This is a genomic window from Ruegeria faecimaris (genome assembly GCF_900182615.1).
Lineage (GTDB): Bacteria > Pseudomonadota > Alphaproteobacteria > Rhodobacterales > Rhodobacteraceae > Ruegeria > Ruegeria faecimaris.
This window is the reverse complement of sequence record NZ_FXTE01000001.1, coordinates 479655-504276: the sequence shown is the minus strand read 5'-3', so window position 1 is coordinate 504276 and position 24622 is coordinate 479655. Positions and strand designations below refer to the sequence as shown.

The following is a 24622-nucleotide window of genomic DNA, read 5'->3' as shown; positions in this document are numbered from 1 at the left end:
GTTAATCTGCGAAGTCAGCCAGAGAACGCGCAAGGCGCTGTTCACGCAGCGAAGATATTGCGTTTCCTTGCAACAACAATGCCTCACCGTGACTGATATCCGTCGCCGGTTTGGCCCGTAATTCTTCAATCCGCCGGGTCAGCGACGATGGATTTTGCGATTTCGCGCTTTCGGGCAGTTTGGTCATGAGGCCTCACCTTGATGCGTATGGGGTCACAGTCCCATGCAGTTTTGGTAAGAAAAGTGCCGATTTCATGACGCAAACCGGGCTTTGAATTGCTATTTTACAGCCCCAGCCACCCTGCCCTTCAGGTTTGTCCGTTACTTTGATCCTGCAAATCCATCAGCGCGCCGTTGAATTCAGCGCCCAGAATCAGGATGGCCGCGCATAGATACAGGAAAATCAACGCAGCCATCGCCCCCGCAAGACCAGCATAAGTAGCGCTGTACGAGGCGAACTGTCCGATATAGATCGAAAAGCCCCAACCGCCCATCGCCCACAGAGCGAGTGTCAGAACAACGCCCGGAAGGATCTGCCACAGCCGATGGCGGCGCGTCGGCAGCACAAGATGTGCAACGATAACCGTGCCCGCAGGAACCGCCACGGTAAAGGTCCAACGCAATCGATCCACAGACAACCAGTCTGATACGTTGACGTCAGTTTTTTCGGACACGAGGCGCGTGTAGACCGGCAAGACGACTTCGACGGCGGCGATGGCCAGAATGGCCGCCCCGCCAACAATCACCAATCCCAGGCACAGCAAGCGTGTCTTCCAGAATGGCCAGGCGTCATGATCATGATAGGCCTGATTCATGGCTGCCCGCACCGCAACTACGCCGTTTGAGGCAAAGAAAATGGCCAGCAGACCGCCCAGGGTGATTACCCCCGAACCTGATTCCGCCAGGACCGAGCGCAACTCTCCCACAATCGGGCCGGCGACATCTTTTGGCCAGGCGCCAAAGATCAGTTCGATCAGCTCGTCCGTGACATAATCCTGAGACAGCGTACCAGCCAGTGCCACAGTGAACAGAACAAACGGAAACAGGGCCAGCATCAGGGACATGGCAACGTGGCTGCTCATAACCATGCCGTTTTTGGCCCCAAATCGCCCCAAGGCCAGCCAAAGGGCTCGAATTACTCTTCCAGTCAGGGGAATCAAACTTGTCGTCATCCGAAAACTCTACCCTGACTGTATTCGAACCAGAACCGGCAAAACCCGACTGGACGCAATTAACCAACTCCAAATGTTTGGTTGCATTGCATAATCCCTTTGTCCCGTGCAGGATCGAAACGGAACCTACACAAAGCCGGGCGAAAAATGCCAACCAGCGACCAGAACCCAAGCATGCCGAACAGGTTGCGCCTATCGGTTGTCCGCGACACCGCGATTGTCGTGTCACTGGTCGTATTGGGGCTTTATGCAGGTTCCGCTTTTCTGATCCCGCTGACCATGGCCTTGCTGATCAACGTCCTGATCATCGCGCTGAGTGACCGGGTTATTGCGCTGACCAAGGCTCCGGTATGGTTGGCTAACCTGGCTGGAGTGACCGTGGTTTTGGTCGGGTTGTTCATGATCATGTATATTCTGGGCAATCAGGCGACGCAGTTTGCACGCTCGATCAATACATACGAAAGCCAGTTCGACGAGGCCGTTAACCGCATAAACGACCTTGTGGGCAACGATATCACGGCCTTCATCAGGGACAATCTAGTCAACATTGATATGTCTTTCGTCGCCCGGATGTTGCTGGGCAGCGCAACGTCCTTGCTGAACCAGTTTTTCCTCATCAGCCTTTACGTTGCCTTCCTGATGGCCGAACGTCTGGCGTTCCGCAAAAAGATCCGTATGGCCGCCGGTGACCCTAAAACCGGTGCCGAGTTCGCTTTGGTTCTGGACGCGATTTCCTTTAGTCTGCAGCGTTATGTCGGAGTAAAGACCTTTATCAGCCTGATAACGGCTGGAATCAGCTATGTGGTCTTCAAAACCCTTGGTCTTGAGTATTCCGAGACATGGGCCGTGCTGACCTTTGCCTTGAATTTCATACCCTCGATTGGGTCAATTATTGCGGTTCTGTTTCCAGCGGCGATTGCACTGGTTCAATTTGAAAGTATCGGGCCGTTTCTGATCATAGTTTTCGGCTGTGGCACGCTTCAGTTCATGATCGGTAATTTTCTGGACCCGGCCATGCTGGGCCGATCGCTGAACATGTCGACATTTCTGGTCATTCTGGCACTTATGTTCTGGACTACGGTCTGGGGTCTGATCGGAGCCTTCCTGAGCGTTCCGCTGACCGTCTGCATCCTGATCATCTTCAGCCATATTCCCGCATTGCGCCCGATCGCAATTTTAATGTCCCTGAATGGTGAACTCGGCGACGAAGGGCCGCCATCGGGGAATACAGTCTGAACAGGCCAATCCCCAATGCAACTTGAAACACTAAGGAAAATGCCAGGATCGAATCCTCCATGCTGACACTCTTTGTTTCCCTCTTTGTCCTATGTTTGTACCTGACTGCCGCGGTCTTTTCGATACGCGCCGCTCAAACAGCGCGCACACCGCAGGGTGCCGTGGGATGGGTGGTCTTTTTGATCTCGGCGCCGATAGCTGGCGTACCGCTGTACTTGTTTCTGGGACATCATCGTTTTCGCGGGTATCGCCTGGCCCGAAAGCACGCTGAGACTGTTGTCGAAGGGATAAAAAGCTTTGCGGATTTTTCGCGCCCAGATCCGGGCATGATCACGATCAATCCGCTCCCTTTCGAAGAGCTTGCGCATCTTCCCATATCACGCGGCAACGGTGCAGATTTGCTTGTCGATGGGCAGGCAACCTTTGACGCTATCTTTCAGGCTATCGACGCGGCTCAGGACTATGTGCTTGTCCAGTTCTACATCGTGCGTGATGACGGATTGGGGCGGCAACTGCAAAGCAAACTGATCGCTGCCGCAGAGCGCGGCGTGCAAGTTCGCTTTATGACCGACGCCGTAGGCAGTTATGGCCTACCGACAAGCTACATCACGTCGCTGCGCGCGGCGGGAATTCACGTTGCCGGTCAGCATGAAAAGCGTCATCCAGGACAGCGATTTCAGCTAAACTATCGCAATCACAGGAAAACGGTGATCATAGACGGTGAAATCGGCTTTATCGGCGGCCACAATGTCGGCGACGAATATCTCGGTCAGTCCGCAAAGTTCGGACATTGGCGGGACACACACATAAGGCTGACTGGACATATCGTGCGCCAACTACAACTGATCTTTACAGAGGACTGGTACTGGGCGCATCAAGAAGACCTGATAGATCAACTGGCCTGGGCGGGTCAGGAATCTGATCAGGACATGAACGCCCTTCTCGTCGCCACAGGTCCGGGGGACGAAACCGAAACCGGCGCCATGATGTTCTTTTCTGCAATCACGGAAGCAAAGGAACGATTGTGGATCGCATCCCCCTATTTCGTTCCTGATATCGACATCATGACCGCACTTCGCCACGCCGCAATGCGCGGGGTAGATGTTCGCATTCTGGTTCCCGACGTGATTGATCACCGCTTGCCTTGGCTGGCGGCCTTTGCCTATTTCGACGAGATCAGGGAATGCGGCGCGCGGGTCTACCGGTACACTGATGGATTCATGCATCAAAAAGTATTTCTGGTGGACGACACTCTGACCGCTGTTGGCACCACCAATCTGGACAATCGCTCTTTCCGCCTGAATTTTGAGGCGATGGCCCTGTTCTTTGACAAGGACGCGGCCCATGCAGTTCACGACATGCTGCTAATGGACTTTGAATCCAGCTATGAGCTGGTCAAAACCTTACCCGAACAACCGGCCTATATTCGGTTCGGCTCGCCTCTGGCGCGGTTGTTCGCACCAATCCTTTAAAGGATCGACTCTTCCTGCAGCACCCGCGACATGACCGCGACCAAAAAGGCTGTGGACAGCCCAAATGCCAAAAGCCCGGTGACCGACGCAAATGCACCAAAGATGCGCAGCCCCTCTCCTAACACAATGTCGCCGTAACCCAGCGTAGTGAACGTCACCAAGGAAAAATACAGCGCCGAATTCCAGTCCGCCAGAACATCCCCAAAGACCCATACAATCGCCCAAAGCCAGACCTGAAAGGTATGGATCATCACGATAAAAATCAGTGCGATACAGAGCGGACTGGCGATTGTGACAAACCTTTTGCTTTTTTCCAGTTTGATCGACATCACGCGGATGATCTGCATGCACCAGGTCAGCAGGGCAATTTCGATCAAAAAGCAGATACCCAAATAAACGCTTCCCCAGATAATCTGCTCGGATAAGGTCACCGGCGCCCATCCCCTCTGTTTTTAAGTCTCGTCACAATCGCTTCAAATGCAGGATTGGGCAACCCTGCGTCTGCGACGAATGGAAACGATAGCGCCATTGAACTGGACACCGCCTCGGTCGGCTGCAAATTGTGAGTGGCAGAATACAGGGCGCCTATGAATGCTGCTTACAATAACTGATGTCCATAAATCATATGCGAACGGTCGACCGATTTTGAACGGAGTATCTCTGTCGTTGGACCATGGCCAAACGCTTGCCCTAACCGGGGAAAGTGGCAGTGGCAAAAGTACGCTTCTAAATCTCGCAGGTGCGCTGGACATATTCGATGCGGGCGAAATCTCACTGGGCGGAACCAACCTGTCCACACTAGACGATACCGGGCGCGCAGCCCTTCGGCGCGAGCGTGTGGCGCTGGTATTCCAACAGTTCAATCTGATCCCGTCGTTGACGGTCGGCCAAAACCTGTCCCTCCATGCCAGGCTTGCCAGTAAACATGATCCGGACTGGTGCGATCATCTTGCTGACAAACTGGGATTGCGGGACCTGCTGGACCGCTTTCCCGAGAACCTGTCAGGCGGCCAGCAGCAACGCGTTGCCATCGGGCGCGCGCTTGCGCCGCGCCCCAGTCTTTTGCTCGCGGATGAACCAACAGGAAATCTGGATGAGGTCGCAAGCACCAATGTATTGGATTTGATGCTTGCGCTGGTCGCCGAGACCAGCGCCGCCCTGCTTTTGGTGACACATTCGCAGGACATAGCAACCCGTCTGGACCAACAGGTCCGCCTGTCCGGCGGCCTTATCTCGTGACTTTGGCCATCATACAGGCGTTGGTGTCGCACTGGCGTGCCCATTGGCTTCAGCTGTTAACTTTGTTGACCGGAATTGCGCTTGCGACCGGGCTATGGTCGGCAGTTCAAGCCATAAATTCCGAGGCCCGGGCAAGCTATCAACGGGCCAATGATCAACTCTCATTTGGTCAATACGATGAATTGCACGCCACCTCGGGCAATTTGACGATCGACCATTATGTCAGCTTGCGTCGGGCTGGCTGGCAGGTCGCTGCGGTGCTTGAGGGGCGTTGGCGCCATAGCGGGCGCAATCTGCAGGTCATGGGGGTCGACATGGTCGCCTTTCCACCCCTACCGGCCCTCAGCCGTTTGGAACAAAGCGATACGCCGCCCGATCCCGCAGACATGCTGACCGCGCCCGGCAGGATACTGGTCGCGACGGAACTTGCCCAGATTCTGGCGCAGGCCAGCAACCTGCCCCCGATCCTGTCCAGCGACGCGCTGCCACCGGATCTGGTCTTTACCGATATTGGCGTTGCCGAACAGCTGCTTGACAAAAAGGGGCAGATTTCACGTCTGGTCGTCTTGCCAGAGCAGCCCCGAGCGATCCCATCGCTTGAGCAGACCGCCCCCGATCTGACACGCGTTGCAGCCTCGACCAGATTGGACACGGCGCAACTGACAGAGAGCTTCCACCTCAACCTGTCTGCCTTTGCTCTTTTGTCCTTTGCCGTCGGGCTGTTCATCGTCCATGGCACCGTCGGGCTGGCCTTTGCACAGCGCCGAGCAATTATCAGAACAATACGTGCGCTGGGCGTTCCGATGCGTCAGATCGTATGGATCATTCTGGCCGAGCTTTCGCTGCTGGCCCTGATTGGAGGGGGCGCCGGTCTGGTACTGGGTTTCCTGCTGGCCGGGGCCTTGCTGCCCGACGTGGCATCGACCCTACGCGGGTTGTATGGTGCACCAGTTGAAGGTCAGCTTTCGCTTCAACTGCACTGGGTTCTCGCGGGCTTGGCCATGGCCCTGTTTGGAACGCTGTTGGCCAGCTCTCAGGCTTTGTTCCGATTGGCTCGGCTGCCGCTGTTATCCAGCCCGGGTCCGCAGGCCTGGCGGGGGGATGACACTGCAACCAAAAGATTGGCTCTGATCGGAGTATTCCTGATTGGGTTGGGGATCGTTTCAATCTTTGTGGCCGACGGTTTGGTCGCAGGGTTCGTGCTGGTTGCCGGAATCCTGACGGGTTCTGCGTTGATTTTACCGTTTCTCTTGCTGATCGCAGTAACCGGACTTCAGAAGCTACAGAACGGTCCGGTCAGACAATGGGTATTCGCCGACATGCAGGCGCAACTGCCCGGTCTCTCTTTGGCCCTGATGGCATTGATGTTGGCATTGGCCGCAAATATCGGCGTTGGAACCATGGTGTCGAGTTTCCGGCTGACATTTACTGGGTGGCTTGACCAACGACTGACATCAGAACTGTACATAACCGCAGCCGACGAACAACAGGCGCAGGAAATCAAGAAATGGCTGCTGCCTCAGGTCGACGCCGTTTTGCCGATCCGCAGCGTCGAGCTGGCGCACGGAAGCGGCCCCTTGTTTCTTTACGGGGTGGTGAACAATCCGGTTTATCAAGAAAACTGGCCGCTGATCGCCTCAGTGCCCGGAGTATGGGATCAGGTGATGTCCGGAACCGCCGTTCTGATCAACGAACAGCTTGCGCGCAGATCCAGTCTGTGGCCCGGAGATCAAATCACGCTCCGCCCGGGTCACAAGCTGGTCATTGCAGGGGTCTATTCTGATTATGGCAATCCAACCGGACAGGCCATCGTGTCGATGGAGCTTTTGGAAGATATCGCACCCAATACCGAGGAACGGCGATATGGCGTTCGCATGCCCCCTGATCAGGCCAGCGATGTTGCCGAAAGGCTTCGGGCGGAATTTGACCTTCCTCCGCAGGCAGTCGTTCATCAAGCAGACATGAAGGCCCGATCCACGGAAATCTTCGAAGACACATTTGTGGTGACCTCTGCGCTGAATATCCTGACGCTCGGGGTTGCTGGATTTGCAATTCTGACCAGCCTGCTGACGCTTTGGACACAACGGCTGCCTCAGATCGCACCGGTCTGGGCGCTTGGCCTGACGCGGGCGCAACTGGCGCGGTTTGAACTGACGCAGAGCGTGCTTCTCGCCTCTCTGACCGCCGCGCTGGCCTTGCCGCTTGGGTTAGTTCTGGCCTGGACGTTGCTGACGGTCATCAATGTCGAGGCGTTTGGCTGGCGGTTACCAATGTACCTATTCCCAAGCGACTGGTTCTATCTATTTCTTCTGACCTTACTGGCCGCTGTTATCGCCGCTGCGGTTCCAGCCCTTCGGTTGCTGAGCATCCCGCCTGCCGAGTTGTTAAGAGTGTTTGCCAATGAACGCTAAAGTCTGGTTCCTAATTCTGGCCCTGCTATTGCCCGCCCAACTTCGGGCGCAGGGCTTTGCCGGTCTTGGAGGTGAGGCCGACGGGTTCGACGTCCCCCAGCTTGGGTATCAGTTGAGCTTTCCGCAGGATCACGGTCCCCATCCCACTTTCAAGATCGAATGGTGGTATCTGACCGCGAACCTGAAAGGAGAAGACGGGCGCGATTACGGAGTACAATGGACTTTGTTCCGCTCGGCGCTGAAACCCTATGAAGAGCAATCCTGGCAAAGTCCGCAGTTGTGGTTGGGCCATGCCGCCTTGACCACCCCTGATGCCCATTACTTTGCTGAACGCCTGTCGCGGGGCGGTATCGGTCAGGCCGGGGTAACCGCCACCCCATTCGAAGCCTGGATCGACGAATGGTACATGCGCGGACCCGACTTTAATGCGCTGAAGATTAGGGCCAACGGTTCTGAGTTCGGATACGATCTGTCAATGCGCGCAACGGGGCCTTTGGTCTTTCACGGGGATGCCGGGTATTCGGTCAAGTCTACGCAGGGGCAGGCAAGTCATTACTATTCACAGCCGTTTTTCGACCTGACAGGCACAGTGCATCTGCCGGATGGGGATGTTGCGGTAACCGGACAGGGTTGGCTGGATCGGGAATGGTCCTCGCAGCCCTTGGCCGAGGATCAAAGCGGATGGGATTGGTTCTCGCTCAGCTTTGAAGGCGGCGATAAGTTAATGGCCTTTCGCCTGCGCGGAGAGGCTGAGGATTTCACCTCTGCCACGTGGATCGGCAAGGATGGCGAAACCACCGCGCTTGCCGATGGCTCCGTTTCTTTTGAACCGCTTCAGACCGCTCATGTCGCTGACCGGGATATCCCGATTGAATGGCGTGTCACACTCCCCGCCCGCGGGGTGGATATTGTCGTCAGCGCCCTGACACCCAAAGCCTGGATGGCAACCAGCTTTGCCTATTGGGAGGGCCCCGTTACGGTCTCAGGCAGCCATTCAGGCCGTGGCTATCTTGAAATGACCGGGTATTAGATCATCGCACCACGTAGACCGAGACTGTCGAATGCCGCACGACGCGCGCAGCATTCGGACCCAGCAGGTAATCCTTGAAGTCCGGCTTATGCGCCCCAATGACGATCAGGTCAGATCCGGCGCTTTCTGCGGTTCTCAGGATCTCCTGATAGGCCGTGCCCGTGGCCACCACATGGCGGATCTTTTCATTGCGCTCACTGCCCAATGTTGATGCGCACAGCTCGGTCAGTTGTTTCTGCGCCTCAGCCAATGCCTTTTCATGGAAATCCGCCTGGAAAAAGCCGGACACCCAGCTTTCTCCAAAATCGGGCAGAACACTGACCACATCCAGCTGCGCCCCCTCCAAATCGGCCAATGCAGCGGCCTTTTGAAGGACCGGGCCATCAATTTTGCCATTGCTGATATCAACAGCACACAGAACAGAACGTGTCATGCGGGCACCCCTTGTCTGGCGGCACGGCCGCGTTGCAGGAAGGCGATCAGACCCAACAGGATCATCGCCGGGATATAGACCAGTTGCTTGGGTGGCTGGCTTGACGGCAGGCTGACCGAGGTCAGGCGCACGGCCTCATCCCCGTAATAGTCGAAGATGCTCAGATCATCTGCAACAGGCGCGCCGAACAGCGGCTCTTCCAGTTTGATCAGACCGTCCTCTTCGATCAGCAGTAGACCCATCGCATCAACCCGTGCAGGACCGCCGTCTTCGTCACCGACAGAGACGACAACCGTGGTATCCACCATCTCAAGCGTGTCGAAATCCGGGCCGCTGATGACCAGACGCACCTCGGTTCCGGGCGGTGTTTCCCCGATCGTTTCGGTGAATGCAGCCGGTTCAACGGTCTGATATGGGGGTGAAATCCTGTCCATAAAGTAATCCGGACGGAATAGTGCGAAAGCAACCGCGACCAAGGCAACGCTTTCATAGATCCGGCTGCGGGTCAGGAAGTAGCCCATCGTGCCCGCCGTAAAGACAAGGATCGCTATCGTCGCAAATATCGCAACGATTATCCCTTCGACCCAGGTCACATCAATCAACAGAAGGTCTGTGTTGAAGATGAAGACAAACGGCAACGCGACCGTGCGCAGGCTATAGAAGAAGGCGATGAATCCGGTCTTGATCGCATCGCCCCCCGATACAGCCGCAGCCGCGAAACTGGCCAGCCCCACGGGCGGTGTCACATCCGCCATGATGCCAAAGTAGAAGACGAACAGATGCACCGCGATCAGCGGCACAATCAGCCCGCTCTGCGCGCCCAGCTCCACGACCACACCGGCCATCAAAGAACTGACGACGATATAGTTCGCAGTGGTCGGCAGGCCCATGCCCAGGATCAGGCTGAGGATACCGACCATGATCAGCATCAGGATCAGATTGCCACCCGACAGGAACTCGACCAGATCGGCCATCACCTGGCCCACACCGGTCAGGGTCACGGTACCAACGATCACACCCGCCGTGGCCGTCGCCAGCGCGATACCGATCATGTTGCGCGCGCCGTCGATCATGCCCTGCCACAGATCCGCGACACCGTCGATGAACGCGTTGTAGAGGTTGCTTTGCCCCCGGAACATCGCCTTCAGCGGTTTCTGCGTCAGCAGGATCACAAACAGCAAGGACGTGGCCCAAAAGGCCGAAAGACCGGGCGATTTCTGTTCGATCATCAGGAAATAGACCAGAACGATGATCGGCAGAAGGTAATGCAGACCGGCCTTGTAGATCTCGCTAATGACCGGCAGCGTCACCTCTTTGGCATTCGGGTCATCAGGTTCCAGATCGGGCACCTGTGCGGCCAGATACAGCAGCACCACGTAGATGGCACAGACAATCAGGCTAAGGACCAGACCGGCCGAGTTCGGCATCCAATTGGTCACTGCTTCCACAGGGTATTGAGAGCCATAGCAGAGCCCAGCAAAGACAATGAAGAACGAGAACATACCAACCACGGTGCGTGCCAGTTTCACTTCGCGGTCGCCCAACGTGGGCATGTTCCGCTTTACGGCTTCGAGATGCACGATATAGACCAGAGCAATGTATGAGATCGCCGCTGGCAGGAAGGCGTGGGTGATCACCTCGACATAGGAAATTCCCACATATTCTACCATCAAGAAGGCTGCAGCGCCCATGACGGGTGGCATGATCTGCCCGTTCACCGAAGAGGCAACCTCGACCGAACCTGCCTGTTCGCTGCTGAACCCAACGCGTTTCATCAATGGAATGGTGAAGGTACCAGTGGTCACAACGTTTGCGATGGACGAGCCCGAGATCAGGCCGGTCGCAGCTGAGCCCACAACCGCCGCCTTGGCGGGGCCGCCGCGCAGGTGACCCAGCGCGCCAAAGGCCATCTTGATGAAATAGTTCCCTGCCCCGGCCTTATCCAGCAAGGCGCCAAACAGAACGAACAGGAATACAAACTTGGTCGAAACACCCAGGGCGATTCCGAACACGCCCTCGGAGGTGATCCACATATGGCTCATCGCCTTTTTCAGGCTGGCGCCCTTCCAGCGGATGACTTCGGGCACCCATTCGGATGATCCAAAGAAGACATAGGCCAAAAAGATCGTCGCAATAATCGCCATCGCCGGGCCAAGCGCGCGGCGCGCGGCCTCGAACAACAGTAATAGCCCACCCAGGGCGATCCATTTGTCTGTATCGTCTGCCAGCCCTCCGGCATCAACGATCTTGGTGTAGAAGAAATATCCGTACAGCGCCACAAACGCGCCCAGCAGCCCCATGATCCAATCATGCACAGGGATATAATCCCGTGGGCTGGATTTCAGCGCCGGATAGGCTGCAAAGGCCAGAAACATCGCAAAGGCCAGGTGAAACTGACGCGAATTGTTAACCACGCTGCCGGGCAACACATAGTTCGCCAGAGGCGAAGCAAGTACGACCTGAAAGATCGACCAGATCGCCGCCACGATCGCAAGGAAAACGCCTACATTCCCAACCGGATTACGCCCTCCGGCATCTGAAGATGCGACCAGATCCTGTAGTTCTTCTTCGGATAGCGGGCGGTTCGATTGTGTCTCGGAACTCATGAAAATGTCTCCCCGTCGTGGCCATTTGCGGCCTTCTGAATCACCCGCTTGATACGGGTTTTGTGCGGGGCGCCCGACGGGCACCCCGCGTCAGGTCTGGCTTATTGAATCCAGCCTTTTTCTTTATAGTACTTCTCGGCACCCGGATGCAGCGGAGCTGACAAGCCGTCCGCGATCATCTCTTCGGGCTTGAGGTTGGCAAATGCCGGGTGAAGCTTTTTGAAGTCATCAAAGTTCTCGAAAACCGAGCTGACAACCGCATAAACCGCATCATCCGACACGTCCGCCGAAGTCACGAAGGTCGCGCCAACGCCGAATGTCGCGGTATCACCATCCGACCCGCGGTACATGCCGCCGGGAATAGTAGCTGTACGGTAGAACGAGTTGTCGTTGACCAGCTTGTCCACGGCCTCGCCGCTGACATTGACCAGAACCGAGTCGCAAGCCGTGGTGGCTTCTTGAATCGAGCCCGAGGGGTGACCCACGGTATAGACCATTGCGTCAATCTGGTTGTCGCAAAGCGCCGCAGACTGTTCCGCCGCCTTCAACTCGGTCGCCAGTTCGAAATCGTCAGTGGACCAGCCCATTTCGCCCAGCAGAACCTCCATGGTGCCACGCTGACCGGAACCGGGGTTACCGATATTTACGCGCTTGCCTTTCAGGTCTTCGAAATTGGTCACACCGGAATCGGCACGGGCCACAACGGTAAACGGTTCGGGGTGAACCGAGAAGACGGCGCGCAGGTTTTCAAACGGGCCCGCCTCTTCGAATTTCGAGCTGCCGTTATAGGCATGGTACTGCCAGTCGGACTGCGCAACACCAAACTCCAGCTCGCCTTCGCGAATGGTGTTGATGTTGTACACGGAACCGCCGGTCGATTCGACCGAGCAGCGCACACCATGTTCCTTACGCCCTTTGTTGACCAGACGACAGATTGCACCGCCAGTTGGGTAATACACCCCGGTCACGCCACCTGTGCCGATCGTGATAAACTCTTCGGCATAGGCCGCAGGCGCCATCAGAGCCGCCGTGACAACCGCGCCGAGGCTAAGCTTGCTGCTGTTTTTCATAAGTGAACTCCCATTATTTTTCTGGTGGGAGACACATCAAAGCGCCGGATAAATGGCCCTGCGATATGCAACAACGCCCGCTATGCAGCAGGCATATCTTTGATTTTTCAGAATCTCCCAACCCGTAAGAGGTTTCATTCTGAGCATTAGCTTGTCAAGGCCAGCAGGTCACCAAAGCAGGCGTATCCTCAGATTTGACAAGCCCTCCTGAATTTTCCCCGCCTTTGACGCTTTTCTTGCGCATCTGCCCCGCAGTGACCGCAAACAAATCCAATTATGCGCTTTTGACATCGGGAATTCTGACCAGAACGCGAACGTGTGAGTTGGGAATGCGAGCAATTAGAACTGCCGGAAAGAAAAAACAGAAGGCAGGTTCCCCTAACCCTCTGTTTTTACTTTGGTACCCAAGGCCGGACTCGAACCGGCACGGTATCACTACCGGGGGATTTTGAATCCCCTGCGTCTACCATTCCGCCACTTGGGCCACGGACACTGAATTAGCGTTCAAAATCGAGAAGGTCCAGAGGCAAAAAACACCCTGATTGAGGAATGTTCCAGCCTGCAAGGTTGACGGCCTGCGGGGCGCATGATTTGGCTTACCCAACACATGTACAGGGAAATTGCACCTGATGCTGCGACCTCTTTATGACTGGACCATTCGCCTGGCAGAACACCCGAATGCCTTGTGGGCGCTGGCTATTGTTTCCTTCATCGAAAGCTCTTTCTTTCCGATACCGCCGGACGTTCTGATGATTCCCATGATCCTTGCCCGACCCTCCCGGGCCTGGCTGATTGCTTCTGTTGCACTGGTAGCTTCGGTTTTGGGCGGAATGTTAGGCTATGCAATCGGCGCGTTCTTTTATGAAAGCCTCGGCCAGCCCATCCTTGAATCCATGGGCAAAGCCCACGCCATGGAAGAGTTCAACACACGGTTCAATGACTTTGGTTTCTGGGCTGTTCTGGCCGCTGGGGTTACGCCTTTTCCCTATAAGGTCATCACCATCATGTCCGGCTGGACAGGGATGCCTCTGGGCACCTTCATTGCCACCTCGATTCTGGCCCGAGCGATACGGTTTTTCATTGTCGCAGGTTTGCTTTGGGGCTTCGGAGAGCCGATCCGCAGCTTTATAGAAAAGCGGCTGGGCCTTATGTTTACCCTGTTCATCATCCTTCTGTTCGGCGGGTTCCTAGCGGTGAGATTCCTATGACAAAACGAAATTTACTGGTCCTGGTTGCCACGTTTGGATCTGTAGCGTTGCTGCTTGGAGCCTTTGCGTTTCAGTATCTCGGCGGGCTTCCACCCTGCAAAATGTGCATCTGGCAACGCTATCCGCATGCTGTCGCCATCCTGATCGGTGCTGCGGCGCTTGCGCTACCTCGGCTGGCGATCCTCCCTCTTTTAGGCGTCATGGCGGCGCTGACCACTGCGGTCATTGGTGTCTATCACGCTGGTGTAGAACGCGGTTTGTGGGAAGGTCCGTCAAGCTGCACATCAAGCAGCATCGGCGGTCTGTCGGCAGAAGAACTGCTGGATCAGATCATGTCGGCACCACTGGTACGCTGTGATGATATTCCATGGGAGTTATTTGGTGTTTCCATGGCCGGATGGAATGCCGCTTTGTCTTTCGTTCTGGTTCTGCTCTGGTTCGCCGCGTGGCGTGAAGGCCGTTAGAGCTCGTCCAGTTCCGCATCCCAATAGAGAAAGTCGATCCAACTGTCATGCAGGTGGTTCGGTGGGAATTTTCGTCCAACGTTGCGCAAAGCCTCGGCATCTGGCTGCCGCGGAGGCTTGCGCAATGTCATTCCTGCTTGCCGCAGTGATTTAGACCCTTTGCGCAAGTTACATGGGCTACAGGCCGCAACAACGTTCTGCCAGCTTGTCACCCCGCCCGCCGCGCGCGGGATCACGTGATCAAAGGTCAGATCCCCACGGCTGCCACAGTATTGGCAGCGGAATTCATCCCTCAGAAATAAATTAAAGCGCGTGAAGGCCACGCGCTTTCTGGGTTTTACATAATCTTTCAGCACAACGACCGAGGGTATTCGTATTTCGGTGCTCGGGCTTCGGACAACTTCGTCATATTCGGCGACGATATCCACCCTGTCCAGCCAGGCAGCTTTTATGGCCTCCTGCCACGGCCAGAGCGATAGTGGATAGTAGGACAAGGGGCGGTAATCGGCGTTCAAAACCAATGCCGGATGATGCTTGAGCGCACCGGGTTCCCTGACAAATTCGGTCCTGAAGTCTCCGTCCATATCAGAATCGCTCCACGCTCTGCTCTGCCTATTTTGACATCAGAGCGGAGAACCCCCGCCCCGGCCTTAGCTTTACTATATATCGTGTTAAAGCTCTGACAAGCCCTGAGTTTCCACAATATCTCGGGGATTGAGTATTCCGAATCCGTAACAGGCCGATGACAGTTATCCACAGGTTGCACCAATTCGATCGCCGGGCTATGGCGGGTAATGTCCTGGTTCATCCGCTTCAATAAACCATTCGATGTATTGCCACAGTTCACGGATCGCGCGAATGCGGAGTCTCCGCGCAGGACGCTGTCGGATTTCATTGATCTGCCGGATGTGTATCCGGCCGGGCGATTGGACCGCGATAGCGAAGGTTTGATGCTGTTGACCGACAATGGTCGCCTGCAGGCGCAGATAGCCGATCCCAAGCATAAAATGGCTAAGACCTATTGGGTGCAGGTCGAAGGGGAGCCAGACGCCTCCGCCCTAAAAGCCCTGCGCGATGGTGTTGAGCTGAAGGAGGGCTTGACCCGCCCTGCCAAGGCGCGATTGATGGATCAGCCCGAGGCATTATGGCCGCGCGACCCGCCGATTAGAGTGCGGCAGACGGTGTCGGATTGTTGGGTCGAACTGGTCCTTCGAGAAGGTCGAAACAGGCAAGTGCGCCGGATGACGGCGGCCGTTGGGCACCCGACCCTTCGACTGATCCGCGCCCGGATAGGCGACTGGACATTGGACGGGCTTGAGCCGGGGCAATGGGATAGCCTATCTATGCCTGCCCTCGCACCATCTTCTTCGCGCAAACGGGACCGGCGCCCACGTCGGTGACCGAAACGCCTATTTGTGATAGGATAGCGGAATGAAGGTATCACCTGACATTCCGCAGCCAACCGGCCTTTTAGAAGCGTCACTTTATGTCGACGACCTGGATGCTGCAGAGCATTTCTATGGGGACGTTCTGGCGCTTGAGCAAATCCAGCGTGTCGCCAACCGGCATGTGTTCTACAAGGTGGGTGGTTCAGTGTTGCTGCTATTCAATGCGGCAGAGACCGAAAAACCTCCGGGCAACCCGCGCCTGCCTGTTCCCGCCCATGGCGCCCAAGGTCCGGGTCATGCCTGCTTTGGCATGGCGCGCGCGCAAATCGCGGTGATGCGAAAACATCTTATAGACTGGAACGTGCCCGTAGACGCTGAATTTGAATGGCCGAACGGAGTACTGTCTTTATACGTTCGCGACCCGTCCGGGAATTCCATCGAATTCGCCGAGCCTTCCTTATGGGACTAGGATCACCGCAGCGGTTTCTTGTCACCTCCCGTGATCCGATAGATTAGACTTTCAGTCACTCCGACCTTGCCCAGCACCGCCTGAAATGTTGCCATGTGCGGTGTGGCAAAATGCGCCTCGAGCGCGGCCTGACTTTCCCATTCTTCGTAAACCCGAAACCGATTGGCATGACCCAGAATCTGGCTGAATTCATAGACCGTGCAGCCTGCTTCCTTCACCGTCTCGGCAACCATTTCCTGCGCAGCTTTTCTGGCAGCCTCGGCACCTTCCGGCGTAATTTCGATAGTTCCGGTTACGATCAGCATGGTATCTCCAATCTCAGATCAATCCGTTTGGTAATCCTGTCGACCGGCGTGCCGTCACGAAGGGGCACACCAAAATCAACCGAGTAATCTTGGAATCCCATCTTCTCGTAATAGTTCAGGCCCATCCGGTTATCGGCCCTTATTGTCGCGCTGATGGAACCGAGCCCAACCCCTACGGCAAATTTGGCGGTTTCTTCAAACAAGGCACGCCCTGCCCCCTTCAATACCGGTTCGCGGCGGGTGAAGGTTGCAATGTCAGCGCAATCGTCGGGAAGTGCGTCATTCACCCCGAGCCATTGAAACCCGGAAACCTCACCTTGCGCATCCAGCGCCACGTGGCAGCATATCTTATCCTGCCCCTCCAGATAACTCTGCGCAAACTGCGCCTCGGAGAAAGGGGTTTCATTCGCAGTCGTACCACCAATGGCGATGATCTGGTTGAGCAAATCGCAAGCTGCTGCGACATCCTCGGGCATCATGGGGCGGACCGCAATCATTGCTTAAAGGCTCAGCTTGTCACGCATGAAAGCCAGTGCGACGCTAAGACCATCCGGGGCAATACCGTGGCCGGTGCCCTTCATGACATGGGCATAGACCTCTTTGAACTCAGCCGCTTGCAGGGCCTCGGCGGCTTCGGGCAATGATTGTGGCGGCACGACGTCATCGGCGTCGCCATGTACCAGTAGGACCGGCATGCGGCTGACTGTTTCATCCGGCAGCAGATCGGGTTCCAGAAGGCGTCCTGAAATGGCTACTATCCCGGCCACTGGGTCCTCGCGGCGCGGGGCGACATGCAGGCTCATCATCGTGCCTTGCGAAAATCCGAACAGAACCACCTGCTCGGGCAGAACGTCTTCGTCCACCATCAACGCATCGAGGAAAGCGTCGAAGTCATCCGCCGCCATTTCCATCCCGCGGCGCGATTCTTCTTCGGAAGAGCCATCAATCCACGGGATCGGGAACCACTGAAAGCCATTGGGCATACCCGGGATCTGCTCGGGCGCGTCAGGGGCAACGAACAGCGTGTCCGGCAAGTGCTCGCCCAACACATCGGCCAGCCCCAGCAAGTCGGCCCCGTTGGCGCCATAGCCATGCACGAACACCACGACCGAGCGCGTATCGCCCGAAACCGGCTCTTTTCGGAGCGCATTCAAAACCCGTGTCATCTGATCCCTTCTCGTTCTTTTGCGACCCGGTAATAGGCCCACATCACCCGCGCTGCAACCGACCGCCAGGGTGACCACGCTTCGGCCATCTTGCGCAGTTCTTTATCCGTAGGGCGCTTGGGTAAATCATAGAGGATGCGCGCGGCCTCTTGCAGCGCAAGGTCGCCCGGTGCAATCACATCGGCACGGCCCAGAGAAAACATCGCGTAAATCTCGGCAGTCCAGACGCCTATGCCTGAAATTTCGGTCAGGATCGCCACAACATCCTCATCAGGTGCGTCGCGTAACGCCTTGTAATCAATACGAGCCTCCGCAAGCGCTCGGGCATATCTGATCTTTTGGCGGCTAAGGCCCACCGCACGCAAATCCTCATCGGTGGCCCACATGATTTTGCGTGGGCCCGTCAGTTTTGCATCTTGCAGTCGTTTCCAGATGGCGTTCGCCGAGGCCACACTGACCTGTTGGCTGACAATCGCACTTAGCAGCTGGGCAAACCCGTCAGGCTTACGGCGCAGCGGCAAAGGCCCGGTCTGGTCCATCGCATAGGCCATGCGCGGACAGGTCTCGGCCAGCCACTTGGCCCCCTCGGCCACGCAATCGGGGGTTTCAATGATACGTCCGACGGACATGCGTGCTCCGGCAAATTGGTCAGCAGCACGTTAGGGTGCTTTGTCGCAGATGCAACCGTCTTGTATGACCCTGCTTTCATCGCTACGCATTGGCGCATGACAATGACACCCACGATCCCGGATAACAGTCAGGCCAAGCGTAATGTCGCTGTTCTGGTCGCAGCTCAGGCCATTCTGGGATCGCAGATGCCGATGATCTTTATTGTTGGCGGTCTGGCCGGGCAGTCGCTGGCCACCAATGCCTGTCTAGCAACCCTGCCCATCTCGTTGATCGTGCTGGGGTCAATGCTGGCGGCAACACCGATTTCGGCCATAATGCAACGCTGGGGACGGCGCGCAGGGTTTCTGGTTGGGGCAACGGCAGGTGCCTGCGGGGGGCTGGTTGGTGCCTACGGTTTGTATCTGGCCTCGTTCCCGGTCTTCCTGGCGGGCAGTCTGCTGACCGGCATCTATATGAGCGCGCACGGATTCTATCGCTTTGCCGCCGCGGACACAGCCTCGGACGCCTTTCGCCCTAAGGCAATCTCATACGTCATGGCCGGCGGTCTGGCCGCCGCGCTCATTGGCCCCCAAATCGTTAAGCTGACCTCAACCGCCTATGTGATCCCTTTCCTGGGCACCTATCTGGCGGTGATTGTGCTCAACATTCTGGGTTCGGTCTTGTTTTTCTTTCTGGACATCCCCACGCCTGCAAAAGCCGCTGAGGGGGCCCCGACCGGACGCACCCGGCTTGAGATGCTAAAGACGCCGCGCATCGCCGTGGCCATCATCTGCGCAATGGTTTCTTATGCGTTGATGAATCTGGTCATGACATCCACTCCGCTGGCAGTGGTTGGTTGTGGCTACACAGCCAATGACGCGGCAGATGTGGTCTCTTTTCACGTTCTCGCCATGTACATCCCCAGTTTCTTCACCGGCCAGTTGATTGCCCGTTTCGGCGTCGAAAAGATCGTGGCTCTTGGTCTGGCAATCCTTGCCGGTGCTGGCGTTGTCGCCTTGCAAGGGGTTGAGCTCGAAAACTTCTTCATCGCTCTGATCTTGCTGGGCGTCGGTTGGAATTTTGGCTTTATTGGCGCGACCACCATGTTGGCGGCATCGCATGACATCAACGAGCGTGGCCGTATGCAAGGTCTGAACGACCTGCTGGTATTCGGTGGTGTAACACTGGCTTCGCTTGCTTCGGGTGGATTGATGAACTGCTCTGGCGGCTCACCGGTTGAAGGCTGGACCGCGGTAAACCTTGCCATGGTTCCATTGTTGACTCTGGCCGGGGGCGCCTTGCTTTGGTTGGTTCTGCGCCCGTCCGATCCCGAAACGGTCTGAGGTCTACCAGCGACCCCGGACCACCTTCCACATCAGGGAAACCCGGCGCCGAACCTCACCCTGCATCAAATTCCCTGCGGCCACGCGATCTGGCTGAGCAATCGCCTTGCGCAACACCCATTCAGATTGCCAACTCGCCAAAAGCGCCGGGCGCGCCTCTGGTGAAATCGCCAGACGCTTTCCCTGTGCGCGCCGTAACCGGTTCAGAGCCTTTTGCGCCAGATCGCGCACTGCATCGGGTGTTCCATCCAACAAAGGAATACACCCGCGCGCTTCAAGATCCGGGATTGCGCGCAACCAGTTCGCCACGCCAACGGCATAGCCGAAATCTCGTAACACAGGCTCGTCGGCCTCACCCAAAGATTGCGCCGACGCCACCATCAAACTGGCCGAGCTGTGATTTAGGTAGGCCTCGAATTGGGCCTCGTCCTCGAAAGGATCGCGATAGATATCCCAGCGCCTTACGGCCACGTATTCATCCAGCATCACCGCCAGATGTGGAGAAAGAACCTGCGATAACGGCGTCACGACCTCATGTCGACGCACAGTCGGACCTTCAGCAATTTCCTGCAATGCATCGCGCCACCATTGCAGGCGCATCTCGGCAATCATCGCCTCTTGCGTGACCCAGGGCGCTCGGGCGACCTCGACATTCATGGCATAGATCGGAAACAGAACCGAACGTGCGGAAACCGGCGCGGCCATCGCCGCCATGAACCGGTCCGGATCGGCGCGATGCACCAATGCAGCACAAGCCTTCAGATCGTCATTGAACTGCACCGTCACTCGGCCACCACCGCCCGAGGACGGCAATCCCGTACAAGCTTCCACTGGATCGCATCCAATAGGGCCTCAAACGACGCATCCACTATGTTCGCGCTGACCCCGACAGTTGACCAGCGCCGCCCCTGCCCGTCTTCGCTGTCGATGATGACCCGCGTCACGGCCTCGGTTCCGCCTTGGGTGATCCGCACCTTGAAATCGACCAGATGCATGTCGTCCAATATCCGCGAATATTGCCCCAGATCCTTGGCTAGAGCCTTGGCCAATGCGTTCACCGGCCCTCGGTCGCTGCCATCTTCGTCCAAAGACTCACTGACCGACAGCTTCTTTTCCCCGTCGACCTTCACCACGACAACCGCCTCGGACAGGCTGACCATCTTGTCGTATTTATTCTTCCGCCGCTCAACCGTGACCTTATAGCGTTTGACCTCGAAAAAAGCGGGCAACTGACCCAGCTCATCGCGCGCCAACAGCTCAAAACTGGCCTGGGCGGTGTCATAAGAATAGCCTTCGGCCTCGCGCTGCTTGATCCGGTCAAGAATGCGCCCCAGCGCCGGATCACCACTTTCCACGCTCAGGCCGGCCTCAGTCAGGCGTTTACGCAGATTCGACTGCCCCGCCTGGTTCGACATCGGGATGATCCGTGCATTGCCGACAGTCGCCGGATCGACATGTTCGTATGTCGACGGATCCTTCAGGATCGCGCTGGCATGCAGCCCTGCCTTATGCGCAAAAGCAGACGCCCCCACATAGGCCGCCTGCTTGCTGGGAACCCGGTTCAGGATTTCGTCCAACATACGGCTGACCCGTGTCAGACCCGCCAAGGCCTCGACGCTGACCCCAATATCAAACTGCGACACATAAGGTTCTTTCAGCAGCAAAGTGGGGATCAAAGCCGTCAGATTTGCATTCCCGCAGCGTTCGCCCAACCCGTTCAGGGTTCCCTGAATCTGACGCACGCCCGCATCCACAGCAGCGAGCGAGCACGCAACCGCGTTTTCCGTGTCATTATGGGTATGAATGCCCAAACGATCACCTGGCAAACCTGCGGCAATCACCTCGGATACAACCCGCGACACTTCACCGGGCAATGCGCCCCCATTGGTGTCACACAGAACAACCCAGCGAGCTCCGGCCTCTAAAGCGGCCTTGCAAACCAGGACCGTATATCTGGGATTGTCTCTGTAGCCGTCAAAGAAATGCTCAGCGTCAAAAAGCGCCTCACGCCCCTGCGCCACGATATGCGCAACCGAGGCGTGCACATTCTCGACATTCTCCTCCAGAGTGATCCCAAGCGCCTGGGTCACGTGGTAATCATGCGACTTGCCCACAAGACACACTGACTTCGTGCCTGCGTTCATCACCGCCGCAAGAACATTGTCATTCTCAGCTGACCGGCCCACGCGTTTGGTCATCCCAAAAGCGGTCAACCGCGCCGCAGTTTTTGGCGCGGCATCAAAAAACGCACTGTCAGTCGGGTTCGCACCGGGCCAACCACCTTCGATGTAATCCACACCCAACTCGTCCAGCGCCTGCGCGATCTGCACCTTCTCAGCGGTCGAGAACTGCACGCCCTGCGTCTGCTGCCCATCGCGCAAGGTGGTGTCGTAGAGGTAGAGGCGAGTTTTTGTCATAACACTCCCTCCAACTTGGCAAGGTCAAAGCCGGTACCGGGAACCAACTCTACACCTTCTTTGCTCATCCGCACTTCAAGGCCAGCGGCCACATATGTTGCTTTCAGGCGATCCACCTCTGAGAAATCCTTGCTCTGCATCGCCCCGGCCCGCGCTTCTGCCAGTTTATCCGCATACGACCCCAAATCCACTGAGGCCAGATCGGCCCATGCACCCATTTCGGGCATCAACAGACCCATAACCTGGGCGCCAGCCAACAGGCTTGCATGGTCACCTTCGGACGCCAGCCGGTATAGCTCGGTGATGGCGCCCGCTGTGTTCAGATCATCGCTCAGCGCAGCGATGACCGCGGGCGCCGCGCTGGCGGCGGGCTCGATGCCTGATGTCAGCGCCCGCCACTTGCGCAGCGTTGCTTCCGCTTCACGTGCCTTTTTCTCTGTCCAGTCCATCGGTTTGCGATAATGCGTCTGCAAAAAGACAAAGCGGATCACCTCACCGGGCACGCCCTGCTCCAGAAGATCGTGCACGGTGAAGAAGTTGCCCAGCGATTTGGACATTTTCTTGCCTTCGACCTGCAGCATCTCATTGTGCAGCCAAACGCGCGCAAACTCGCCATGCGGGTGGGCGCATTTGCTCTGGGCGATCTCGTTTTCATGGTGCGGGAACATCAGATCGTTGCCACCGCCGTGAATGTCAAAGCTCTCACCCAACAGCTCATAGCTCATGGCCGAGCATTCGATATGCCAACCCGGACGCCCTCGACCCCAAGGAGACTCCCACCCGGGCAACTCGTCGGTAGACGGTTTCCACAGAACGAAATCCATCGGGTTCTTCTTATACGGCGCAACTTCGACCCGAGCACCCGCGATCATATCATCCACGGACCGACCGGACAGGGCTCCGTACTGCTCTTTCCAACTGTCCACCGCGAACAGAACATGCCCTTCGGCCGCATAGGCGTGACCCTTGGCAATCAGATCCTCGATCATCGCGACCATTTGAGTAATATATTGCGTCGCGCGCGGCATCTCGGTCGGCTCCAACGCCCCCAGCGCGCCCATGTCGTGCAGATACCAGCCAATGGTTTCATCCGATCGTTCCTGCACCAAATCCTCCAGCGACCCTTTGGCCCCGGCCTTCTGTCGAGACAACGCGGTCGCGTTGATCTTGTCATCCACATCGGTGAAATTGCGCACATAGGTCGCATGATCTGCGCCATAAACATGCCGCAGCAAACGATAGAGCACATCAAACACGACCACGGGCCGCGCGTTACCCAGATGGGCACGGTCATAGACGGTAGGTCCACAGACATACATCCGCACATTGTCGGCGCTGATCGGAACGAAATCCTCTTTTGTCCGTGTCCGTGTGTTGTGCAGTTTGATCGTCTTCATCTGTCGGCTCCTAAGAACGGCATAGCGTCTCGCGTTGGCGCGGGCTTAGCAACTTGTCTCAGGGAAGAAAACGAAAGAAACCGGCCCGCTTGATAAATCAGCAGGTAATGCAGCAGATAATGATGCAGGTCATCCGGTTCATGGATCATCCTCTAGCACGGCTATCCCGCCGCGCCAAGCCTTACGTTCTATCATGACCGGGGAGTGATTGGCGAACGCCCTGAATTGGAACAGGAAATCGACGCCATGCTCCGCAAACGCCAGACCTTCATAGTCGTGAATTCGGCAGCTCAGATCAGATTCAATCTGGAAATCTTGCTAGAACCGAAATGTCGTACGCAGATTGAACACATTCGAATCCAGCCCCCCATTCGATCGGGTAACGTCATTGAAATTCTGGCGCAGCGCCTCACCGCTGATGACGAAATTATTGCCAATCGGATAAGCGACACCAATGCCATAAACCGCTGCGGTATCGTTTTCGACCGTGGAATCCACGCGCGCCGCACCGATAACTACATATCCCAACGCATTACCGAAATCGTATCCGCCGCGCAGTTTCAGCCGGGTCATGCTATCCAGACTGCCTTCGCCCTGACCAAGATTCAGCGACAGCCGGTTATACTCAAGCTCACCACCCAACACGAACTTGCCGAAATCAAAGTCATACCCGAGATGAGGACCAAAGCTGGTGTCGCTGCCGCTTGAACCATTCGGCCCGTCTGCATCAGCATAGCCAAAGCTGAATCCCGCATAGGCACCGCTCCAATCCTCGGCCAAAGCCGGTGAGAAGCCGGATGTCGCCAGAGCAACAATTAATGCGATATGCACCTTCCTACGATTCACCAAAAACCTTTCAGAAATGCTTTCGAGTATTCAGATCAATTTGCTACAAACTGGGCCGCATTCGTTAAAAAAGTGTTTAGCCTAGTGGCCCAATTCAAGTAAGCAGAGAAATTATAGCAGATTTCGACCGCCTCGGGGAAAAATATCTTTAGGCAACAATCACTTGAGAATTTGCTTCGCTTTTCGGCATCAAGGTCGCAAATAGAACAGATAATGCCGTTCTGAATTGGAACACTGCGGCCACTGGATGAGGAACCAAATGCAGAACGAATTTTGGAAAATCCACCTGATCAGCCGCACAATCGGCGCGGATCGGGGACGTGCTGCCAGGGGGCGTCCTT

Annotated in this window: 25 protein-coding genes and 1 tRNA gene; 10 read left to right on the top strand and 16 right to left on the bottom strand. The window is 56.5% G+C overall.

The window, feature by feature from the left end; all coding sequences use genetic code 11:
* Position 1: 1 nt before the first annotated feature.
* Positions 2 to 187 (bottom strand): hypothetical protein, encoded by a 186-nt coding sequence (locus FN806_RS02500; RefSeq protein WP_142633690.1) that lies wholly within the window; start codon positions 185 to 187, stop codon positions 2 to 4.
* A 121-nt stretch (positions 188 to 308) separates the two neighbouring features.
* A complete protein-coding gene (locus FN806_RS02495; RefSeq protein WP_142633688.1) occupies positions 309 to 1172 on the bottom strand; it encodes a YihY/virulence factor BrkB family protein in 864 nt (287 codons plus the stop codon).
* 147 nt (positions 1173 to 1319) lie between these two features.
* Here FN806_RS02495 and FN806_RS02490 point away from each other — a divergent pair, with 147 nt between their 5' ends.
* Both FN806_RS02490 and cls read left to right on the top strand, forming a co-directional pair.
* Positions 1320 to 2408 (top strand): AI-2E family transporter, encoded by a 1089-nt coding sequence (locus FN806_RS02490; RefSeq protein WP_142633686.1) that lies wholly within the window; start codon positions 1320 to 1322, stop codon positions 2406 to 2408.
* A 59-nt stretch (positions 2409 to 2467) separates the two neighbouring features.
* A complete protein-coding gene (gene cls / locus FN806_RS02485) occupies positions 2468 to 3880 on the top strand; it encodes a cardiolipin synthase (RefSeq protein WP_142633684.1) in 1413 nt (470 codons plus the stop codon).
* On the opposite strand, the gene FN806_RS02480 is transcribed toward cls, so the two are convergent.
* Positions 3877 to 4311: an ion channel gene (locus tag FN806_RS02480; protein WP_142633682.1), complete on the bottom strand. Its 435-nt coding sequence runs from the start codon at positions 4309 to 4311 to the stop codon at positions 3877 to 3879. The genes cls and FN806_RS02480 overlap by 4 nt on opposite strands.
* A gap of 160 nt (positions 4312 to 4471) precedes the next feature.
* On the opposite strand from FN806_RS02480, the gene FN806_RS02475 reads away from it, so the two are divergent.
* The 3 genes from FN806_RS02475 to FN806_RS02465 are packed head-to-tail and all read left to right on the top strand — an operon-like array spanning position 4472 to position 8560.
* Positions 4472 to 5119 carry an ABC transporter ATP-binding protein gene (locus FN806_RS02475; protein WP_142633680.1) on the top strand — a complete coding sequence of 216 codons (648 nt, stop codon included), beginning with the start codon at positions 4472 to 4474 and terminating at the stop codon, positions 5117 to 5119.
* Positions 5116 to 7530, top strand: coding sequence for an ABC transporter permease (locus FN806_RS02470; RefSeq protein ID WP_142633678.1), 2415 nt, complete (start codon positions 5116 to 5118; stop codon positions 7528 to 7530). Before FN806_RS02475 ends, FN806_RS02470 begins: the two co-directional genes overlap by 4 nt.
* The gene (locus tag FN806_RS02465) at positions 7520 to 8560 is read left to right on the top strand and encodes a lipocalin-like domain-containing protein (RefSeq protein ID WP_142633676.1); all 1041 of its coding nucleotides are present in this window, start codon (positions 7520 to 7522) and stop codon (positions 8558 to 8560) included. Before FN806_RS02470 ends, FN806_RS02465 begins: the two co-directional genes overlap by 11 nt.
* A gap of 1 nt (position 8561) precedes the next feature.
* Here the strand turns inward: FN806_RS02465 and FN806_RS02460 are convergent, their stop codons facing one another.
* From FN806_RS02460 to FN806_RS02445, 4 genes are all read right to left on the bottom strand, one after another.
* Positions 8562 to 8993 (bottom strand): universal stress protein, encoded by a 432-nt coding sequence (locus FN806_RS02460; RefSeq protein WP_142633674.1) that lies wholly within the window; start codon positions 8991 to 8993, stop codon positions 8562 to 8564.
* On the bottom strand, positions 8990 to 11599 hold the full coding sequence (locus FN806_RS02455) for a TRAP transporter permease (protein ID WP_142633672.1): 2610 nt from the start codon (positions 11597 to 11599) through the stop codon (positions 8990 to 8992). Before FN806_RS02455 ends, FN806_RS02460 begins: the two co-directional genes overlap by 4 nt.
* 101 nt (positions 11600 to 11700) lie before the next feature.
* A complete protein-coding gene (locus tag FN806_RS02450) occupies positions 11701 to 12669 on the bottom strand; it encodes a TAXI family TRAP transporter solute-binding subunit (protein ID WP_142633669.1) in 969 nt (322 codons plus the stop codon).
* A gap of 398 nt (positions 12670 to 13067) precedes the next feature.
* A tRNA-Leu gene (locus FN806_RS02445) sits at positions 13068 to 13153 on the bottom strand.
* Positions 13154 to 13298: 145 nt separating this feature from the next.
* Between FN806_RS02445 and FN806_RS02440 the strand changes: the two genes are divergently transcribed.
* On the top strand, positions 13299 to 13877 hold the full coding sequence (locus tag FN806_RS02440) for a YqaA family protein (protein WP_142633667.1): 579 nt from the start codon (positions 13299 to 13301) through the stop codon (positions 13875 to 13877).
* A complete protein-coding gene (locus FN806_RS02435; RefSeq protein ID WP_142633665.1) occupies positions 13874 to 14341 on the top strand; it encodes a disulfide bond formation protein B in 468 nt (155 codons plus the stop codon). Before FN806_RS02440 ends, FN806_RS02435 begins: the two co-directional genes overlap by 4 nt.
* On the opposite strand, the gene FN806_RS02430 is transcribed toward FN806_RS02435, so the two are convergent.
* The gene (locus tag FN806_RS02430) at positions 14338 to 14925 is read right to left on the bottom strand and encodes an HNH endonuclease (protein ID WP_142633663.1); all 588 of its coding nucleotides are present in this window, start codon (positions 14923 to 14925) and stop codon (positions 14338 to 14340) included. The two genes, FN806_RS02435 and FN806_RS02430, sit on opposite strands and share 4 nt — an antisense overlap.
* Before the next feature lie 210 nt (positions 14926 to 15135).
* On the opposite strand from FN806_RS02430, the gene FN806_RS02425 reads away from it, so the two are divergent.
* Positions 15136 to 15741, top strand: a complete 606-nt coding sequence (locus FN806_RS02425) for a pseudouridine synthase (protein ID WP_142633661.1) — start codon at positions 15136 to 15138, stop codon at positions 15739 to 15741.
* Between the two features lie 31 nt (positions 15742 to 15772).
* Positions 15773 to 16198 carry a VOC family protein gene (locus tag FN806_RS02420; protein ID WP_142633659.1) on the top strand — a complete coding sequence of 142 codons (426 nt, stop codon included), beginning with the start codon at positions 15773 to 15775 and terminating at the stop codon, positions 16196 to 16198.
* A gap of 2 nt (positions 16199 to 16200) precedes the next feature.
* Here FN806_RS02420 and FN806_RS02415 read toward each other — a convergent pair whose 3' ends face one another.
* Genes FN806_RS02415 through FN806_RS02400 form a run of 4 tightly spaced genes read right to left on the bottom strand, consistent with a single transcriptional unit; the run spans position 16201 to position 18298 of the window.
* Positions 16201 to 16503: a putative quinol monooxygenase gene (locus tag FN806_RS02415; RefSeq protein WP_142633657.1), complete on the bottom strand. Its 303-nt coding sequence runs from the start codon at positions 16501 to 16503 to the stop codon at positions 16201 to 16203.
* Entirely contained in the window at positions 16497 to 17000 is a 504-nt protein-coding gene (locus FN806_RS02410; RefSeq protein WP_142633655.1) for a GNAT family N-acetyltransferase, read from the bottom strand. Before FN806_RS02410 ends, FN806_RS02415 begins: the two co-directional genes overlap by 7 nt.
* A gap of 3 nt (positions 17001 to 17003) precedes the next feature.
* A complete protein-coding gene (locus FN806_RS02405) occupies positions 17004 to 17669 on the bottom strand; it encodes an alpha/beta hydrolase (RefSeq protein ID WP_142633653.1) in 666 nt (221 codons plus the stop codon).
* Positions 17666 to 18298: a DNA-3-methyladenine glycosylase family protein gene (locus tag FN806_RS02400; RefSeq protein ID WP_142633651.1), complete on the bottom strand. Its 633-nt coding sequence runs from the start codon at positions 18296 to 18298 to the stop codon at positions 17666 to 17668. The genes FN806_RS02405 and FN806_RS02400 overlap by 4 nt, the downstream gene beginning before the upstream one ends.
* Positions 18299 to 18394: 96 nt before the next feature.
* Between FN806_RS02400 and FN806_RS02395 the strand changes: the two genes are divergently transcribed.
* The gene (locus FN806_RS02395; RefSeq protein ID WP_142633649.1) at positions 18395 to 19621 is read left to right on the top strand and encodes an MFS transporter; all 1227 of its coding nucleotides are present in this window, start codon (positions 18395 to 18397) and stop codon (positions 19619 to 19621) included.
* Positions 19622 to 19624: 3 nt separating this feature from the next.
* Here FN806_RS02395 and FN806_RS02390 read toward each other — a convergent pair whose 3' ends face one another.
* The 4 genes from FN806_RS02390 to FN806_RS02375 all read right to left on the bottom strand — a co-directional run bounded on the left by FN806_RS02390 (position 19625) and on the right by FN806_RS02375 (position 24266).
* Complete coding sequence (locus FN806_RS02390) at positions 19625 to 20401, bottom strand: squalene/phytoene synthase family protein (protein ID WP_142635116.1); 777 nt, start codon at positions 20399 to 20401, stop codon at positions 19625 to 19627.
* Positions 20402 to 20403: 2 nt separating this feature from the next.
* Positions 20404 to 22038, bottom strand: a complete 1635-nt coding sequence (cimA, locus tag FN806_RS02385; protein ID WP_142633647.1) for a citramalate synthase — start codon at positions 22036 to 22038, stop codon at positions 20404 to 20406.
* Positions 22035 to 23435 carry a cysteine--tRNA ligase gene (cysS, locus tag FN806_RS02380; RefSeq protein WP_142633645.1) on the bottom strand — a complete coding sequence of 467 codons (1401 nt, stop codon included), beginning with the start codon at positions 23433 to 23435 and terminating at the stop codon, positions 22035 to 22037. The genes cimA and cysS overlap by 4 nt, the downstream gene beginning before the upstream one ends.
* A gap of 318 nt (positions 23436 to 23753) precedes the next feature.
* Positions 23754 to 24266: an outer membrane protein gene (locus tag FN806_RS02375; RefSeq protein WP_142633643.1), complete on the bottom strand. Its 513-nt coding sequence runs from the start codon at positions 24264 to 24266 to the stop codon at positions 23754 to 23756.
* Positions 24267 to 24622 lie beyond the last annotated feature (356 nt).